The organism is Sulfurimonas sp., from assembly GCF_016744025.1.
Classification (GTDB): domain Bacteria; phylum Campylobacterota; class Campylobacteria; order Campylobacterales; family Sulfurimonadaceae; genus Sulfurimonas.
The window spans coordinates 1-4,432 of record NZ_JADGFC010000166.1; the positions used below are offsets into that span (position 1 = coordinate 1).

7 protein-coding genes are annotated in these 4,432 nt (G+C 31.7%); 3 read left to right on the forward strand and 4 right to left on the reverse strand.

Features of this window, described 5'->3' with window-relative positions:
- Positions 1–60: 60 nt before the first annotated feature.
- The 3 genes from QZZ48_RS14300 to QZZ48_RS14310 are packed head-to-tail and all read right to left on the reverse strand — an operon-like array spanning position 61 to position 1,409.
- A complete protein-coding gene (locus QZZ48_RS14300; RefSeq protein ID WP_294966933.1) occupies positions 61–606 on the reverse strand; it encodes a hypothetical protein in 546 nt (181 codons plus the stop codon).
- A gap of 41 nt (positions 607–647) precedes the next feature.
- Positions 648–1,169 (reverse strand): ATP-binding protein, encoded by a 522-nt coding sequence (locus QZZ48_RS14305; RefSeq protein WP_294966934.1) that lies wholly within the window; start codon positions 1,167–1,169, stop codon positions 648–650.
- 60 nt (positions 1,170–1,229) lie between these two features.
- The gene (locus QZZ48_RS14310) at positions 1,230–1,409 is read right to left on the reverse strand and encodes a hypothetical protein (RefSeq protein WP_294966935.1); all 180 of its coding nucleotides are present in this window, start codon (positions 1,407–1,409) and stop codon (positions 1,230–1,232) included.
- A gap of 338 nt (positions 1,410–1,747) precedes the next feature.
- On the opposite strand from QZZ48_RS14310, the gene QZZ48_RS14315 reads away from it, so the two are divergent.
- The gene (locus QZZ48_RS14315; RefSeq protein WP_294966936.1) at positions 1,748–2,719 is read left to right on the forward strand and encodes a GGDEF domain-containing protein; all 972 of its coding nucleotides are present in this window, start codon (positions 1,748–1,750) and stop codon (positions 2,717–2,719) included.
- Positions 2,720–2,873: 154 nt separating this feature from the next.
- Here the strand turns inward: QZZ48_RS14315 and QZZ48_RS14320 are convergent, their stop codons facing one another.
- The gene (locus tag QZZ48_RS14320) at positions 2,874–3,233 is read right to left on the reverse strand and encodes a DUF1971 domain-containing protein (RefSeq protein WP_294966937.1); all 360 of its coding nucleotides are present in this window, start codon (positions 3,231–3,233) and stop codon (positions 2,874–2,876) included.
- Positions 3,234–3,352: 119 nt separating this feature from the next.
- Between QZZ48_RS14320 and QZZ48_RS14325 the strand changes: the two genes are divergently transcribed.
- Positions 3,353–3,790 (forward strand): FecR family protein, encoded by a 438-nt coding sequence (locus tag QZZ48_RS14325; protein WP_294966938.1) that lies wholly within the window; start codon positions 3,353–3,355, stop codon positions 3,788–3,790.
- Position 3,791: 1 nt separating this feature from the next.
- Positions 3,792–4,379 (forward strand): OmpA family protein, encoded by a 588-nt coding sequence (locus QZZ48_RS14330; protein WP_294966939.1) that lies wholly within the window; start codon positions 3,792–3,794, stop codon positions 4,377–4,379.
- The last annotated feature ends 53 nt before the right edge of the window (positions 4,380–4,432 follow it).

The window sequence follows — 4,432 nt, forward strand, 5'->3', positions numbered from 1 at the left end:
AATACAAAACTCCGTATGAAGTGTTTTTCAGTGAAATGAGTAAAAGATTAGCTAGCTAATTTAGGTGGAAATTGCACTTGTTGTTGGAATTGGCGAAGTGAATTCGAAGTCCCCTATTTTATTAAGATTGTTTTTGTCATCAATATCTTCATAACCTGGTATTAGCTTTGAAAATTCTGTATTTTTTTCCCAAAAACCATTTTGAAAGGTATCCTTTGAATACATATCTTCTTTCATACTTTCAAATTCAAATAATTTCGGGTTAATTCTATTTACATCATACTCTTCTCGATAAATCTTTATATTAACGTTTTGGTCTTTATCAGCTTTTGCAACTATTTTATAATCAAAATCATCACATATCGAACCAACTAAATGACCATATTCATTTGGTTTTTCACTACTATATAAATATAAATCAAATGTATTTTGCTCTTTTGGTGGTACCAATACTTCTAAATCATTAAAAACTTCTTTAACGTAGTGATCTTCCCAGTTATCTCTTAATTCTGTTATCTTAAAAATTGTTCCATGTTCTAATTTATTATTTTTAATAACTTCTTCTATATTGGCGTCATTTATTTCATTTAAAATATATTCCTTCAAATCTAATTCTTCTGAACCAATAAGAGTAGCCTCAACCTTATCTATAGTTTTAACTCTCCTTCAAAGTCTTTCCAATTTACTTCCCATAAATAAGCTTTATAATTTGTTTCATTTCCTTTGTTATCAATATCTTTATGAGTTTCAGGATTGAATTTAGTAATCATTTCACATTTATCTCCAAGCTTATCAAGAGCAAAACGTCCTATCCCTTTAGCCCCAGCTTTAACTCTTCCACTTTTTGTAAATATGTCGAATTCTTTATTGTTTGTACCAATTGTCATCCAATGATTAGATATTATTTGCTCTGTCATACCTTCACCAGCATCTAGAATATATAATTCACTTTTATCAATCTTTTTTTCTACTTCAACTTCTTCATTATCTACTATTTCTTTTACTTTAACTACTTCTACTATTCTTTTAAAATATATAATTGCAATAGAGCTATCAGCGTCATAACAATTTTTAACTAATTCTACAATTGCACCTTTTGATGATGCTATATTTTCTCGACCTATTAACCTTGCTGTTCTTGCTGACACTTTAAATGGGATTTTAGCCATGTTTTCTTCTTAGTTTTAAGATAAAAGATTGTTAAAATCTTTTCCAAATATTATAAGTTATTATATTTTTATGTCTTGTAGATTTTTTATCTCTTCAATATACGTCTCTACATCCTTAACATGCTTCTCAGTAGCAAGTCCAATTCTTACTAACCTCATAACTTCAGGACGTTGTTCTTCCCAAGAGTTTAATGTCTTTACATCTATGTTTAAACGTTTTGCGAATTCTTTTTTTGTCATATGTAACTTTCTTTATATTAAACTTGACAAAATGGTGTAAATTCCCTATAGTTTGTTAAATAAAAGGAAAAACTCCCATTTTGATAAAATATACAATCAAGGATTTTGAATATATATCATGTACTAAATTAAAAATATAATACTAAAACATCAACACTAGATTAAAGAAAAACTATCAGTTTTTCAAACAGCTTTCTATACAAGCATAAAAGTGTAGATGCTACTTTAGTATTAAAATAAATCTATGCATTATCACACATTAGGTATTAATCGTTATTAAAAAAATATGTAAATTTTAAAATTTTTCATTTACACGCGTAAATCAGAGGTGTTTTACTATGGTTAAGTCTTTATATCTGAGCATATCCATCTTTGTAGTTGCTCTTTTTTTTATCCCTTTTCATCTCAAAAGAAAAGTAGACACACTAGAGCAAACTCTCTTAGAGAATCAAACACTTGTAAACTTGAGTAGTGCCATACTGCTTCGCTGGCATAATGACTCTGCATCTAGAATCTACTACGCTTCACAAAACATTCATCAACTCATAGGTTGCACAAAACAAGAGCTGGAGTCAAAAGCTTTGAGTTTTTCTCACTGCATCTATGAAGATGACATCAACCGTGTTTTACAAGACATGCAAGATGCCATAGAAAAAAAGCTACTCACTTTTACGCATAAGCCCTACCGAGTAGTGACTAAAACAAACTCTATTAAGTGGGTACAAAATCACACCCTACTCTTACGAGATGCTAACGACAACATTGTAAGCTTTGTCAGTTACATAACAGACATTACAGAGCTAAAAAACAGTGAACTCAGACTAAAGCATCTATCCCAAACTGATCAACTTACTAAAATACCAAACAGAATGTACATAGATGCACAACTTCAAAAACAAGACTACTATTTTCGTAGAAATGCCCAAGCATGTAGTATCTTGCTTATAGACATAGTTTTTTTTAAATCTGTTAACGATACATATGGACATATTTTAGGAGATGCTGTTCTCGTAGAGTTTGCACAACTTCTAAAAAACTCCATAAGAAAAGGCGACCATCTAGGAAGATGGGGAGGAGAAGAGTTTCTCATAGTTCTACCACATACTAACATAGCCAAAGCAACTGCTCTAGCTCAGAAATTACGTGCCATCATATACGAGCATAGGTTTTGTGTTGTAGAGCATATAAGCGCTAGTTTTGGAGTAAGTAGCTTAGTAGATGAGTTAAGTATCACAGAGTTAATAGATGCTGCTGATAAAGCTCTTTATACTTCAAAAGCAAAAGGAAGAAACTGTGTCACATACGCTTAAAATCTTATTCACTACTGTAGTGTTTATATATCTTATTTTCTACGTAAACCAGATATCTCACTTTACTATATACCATCACTCTATTTTTTTGTTTTGCATTATTACTTTCATTGTTTTTGCTTATACATTTATAAAAAACAACTAAACGTCGTTCTTAACCACAAGAAGAACAAAAAGCTTCACCAGGTCTATCACCCTCTTTATGCTCTTCACCTGACGCTAGTACTTTGTAAAACTCTACACGAAAGACTACTGGTCCAGTTATTACTACATGGTGATATCTCTCCGCTTCTATTACTATATGATGGTCTTTGTCTGCATCTAGAACATTGTCCTTGTCATCTTCCCATACATACTGCAAAGAGCCCTCTTCCACTACGACTAAACCTATCTTACCTTTTGGTGCAAGGTGGTTTTTTAGGATTCCTTTTATAGCTGTCTCTTGTGTCATATTTGGTGTTTGTCCAACTTTTACTGCATCTTGTGGTAATACTTCATTTTGAAAATTCATCATACACTTCCTATTTTAGTTTTAGTTTTTGTTTATTACTTAACTTATACCTTTATATGTCTACAAAGATATTATGGTAAACTTGATTGTATATTTTTTTAATACTCACATAAGGTTAAATTATGAAAAGTTTCTACTCTCTCATCCTTCTAGGCATTGTCTCTCTTACTTTTGCCAACGAAGTTGCTTTAGTCAAAAAAGCAAAAGGTCAAAGCCATATAGTCCGTCAAAGTAAAGAGATAAACATAGTAGTTGGTACACAGTTACAAGAAAAAGATATTATTATCACTGAGTCGAAAAGTTCAGTAGGTCTTATCTTTAAAGACAACACTCGTATATCTGTTGGACCAAATAGTAAACTCGAAATCGAGCAGTACCTATTTGAACCAGCAGAAAATAAAGAAGGTTTTGTGACTAACCTTTCAAAGGGAAGCATGGAGTGTATAACTGGACTGATTTCCAAGGTTAACCCAAGTGCATTTAAAGTTAAAGTAAAAACTGCGACTATGGGCATACGTGGAACGCACTTTATTATCAATGTAAACTCAGGAGTGTATTAAAATGAAAGCATTTACTATAATCAACCTAGCAATCGTAATGCTACTTTTTAGTGCATGTGCCGATAAGGTAGAGTTTATACTTTTACCTCAAGAAGATGGTAAAGTTGGTAGTATAACTGTTACTCAAGATGGTAAAGAAGTTGTACTAGACAAAGCGTGGCAAAGAGTAGACACAGGAAGTCTTGATAAACAAGAGACTCTCTCAAAAGAGAGTGTTGAGTCTAAGTATAGTTCACTCTTAGAGTCGATGCCGAGAACGATAAAGAACTATCGTCTGTACTTCAACTTTGACTCTTCTAAGTTAACAGCTAAGTCTACTAGCATCTTGAAAAAAGTCATCAAAGATATAAAGTCAGATTCTGTTTTACAAATAGATGTTATTGGTTACTCAGACTCAGCAGGTAATGATGCATACAATGAGATTCTTTCTATGAGACGAGTAAAAAATGTTAGTAAAATATTAAAAAAAGCAGGTATTGATGAAAAGCTGATTTCAATCTTTTACTATGGGGAAGCAAACCCTTTAGTGAAAACAGCTGATAATGTTGCAAAGAAAGAAAATAGAAGAGTTGAGATTACTATTAAGTAAAAAAACTCTTGTGTATGTCTTATTTTCTAGTAAGACTGTGAAGAGTACTAATG

What these genes read in the sequence shown, in the direction of transcription:
- QZZ48_RS14310 (WP_294966935.1), bottom strand. Translation starts at nt 1,409, where the DNA reads ATGACAAAAAAAGAATTCGCAAAACGTTTAAACATAGATGTAAAGACA.
- QZZ48_RS14305 (WP_294966934.1), bottom strand. Translation starts at nt 1,169, where the DNA reads ATGGCTAAAATCCCATTTAAAGTGTCAGCAAGAACAGCAAGGTTAATA.
- QZZ48_RS14315 (WP_294966936.1), top strand. Translation starts at nt 1,748, where the DNA reads ATGGTTAAGTCTTTATATCTGAGCATATCCATCTTTGTAGTTGCTCTT.
- QZZ48_RS14325 (WP_294966938.1), top strand. Translation starts at nt 3,353, where the DNA reads ATGAAAAGTTTCTACTCTCTCATCCTTCTAGGCATTGTCTCTCTTACT.
- QZZ48_RS14320 (WP_294966937.1), bottom strand. Translation starts at nt 3,233, where the DNA reads ATGATGAATTTTCAAAATGAAGTATTACCACAAGATGCAGTAAAAGTT.
- QZZ48_RS14330 (WP_294966939.1), top strand. Translation starts at nt 3,792, where the DNA reads ATGAAAGCATTTACTATAATCAACCTAGCAATCGTAATGCTACTTTTT.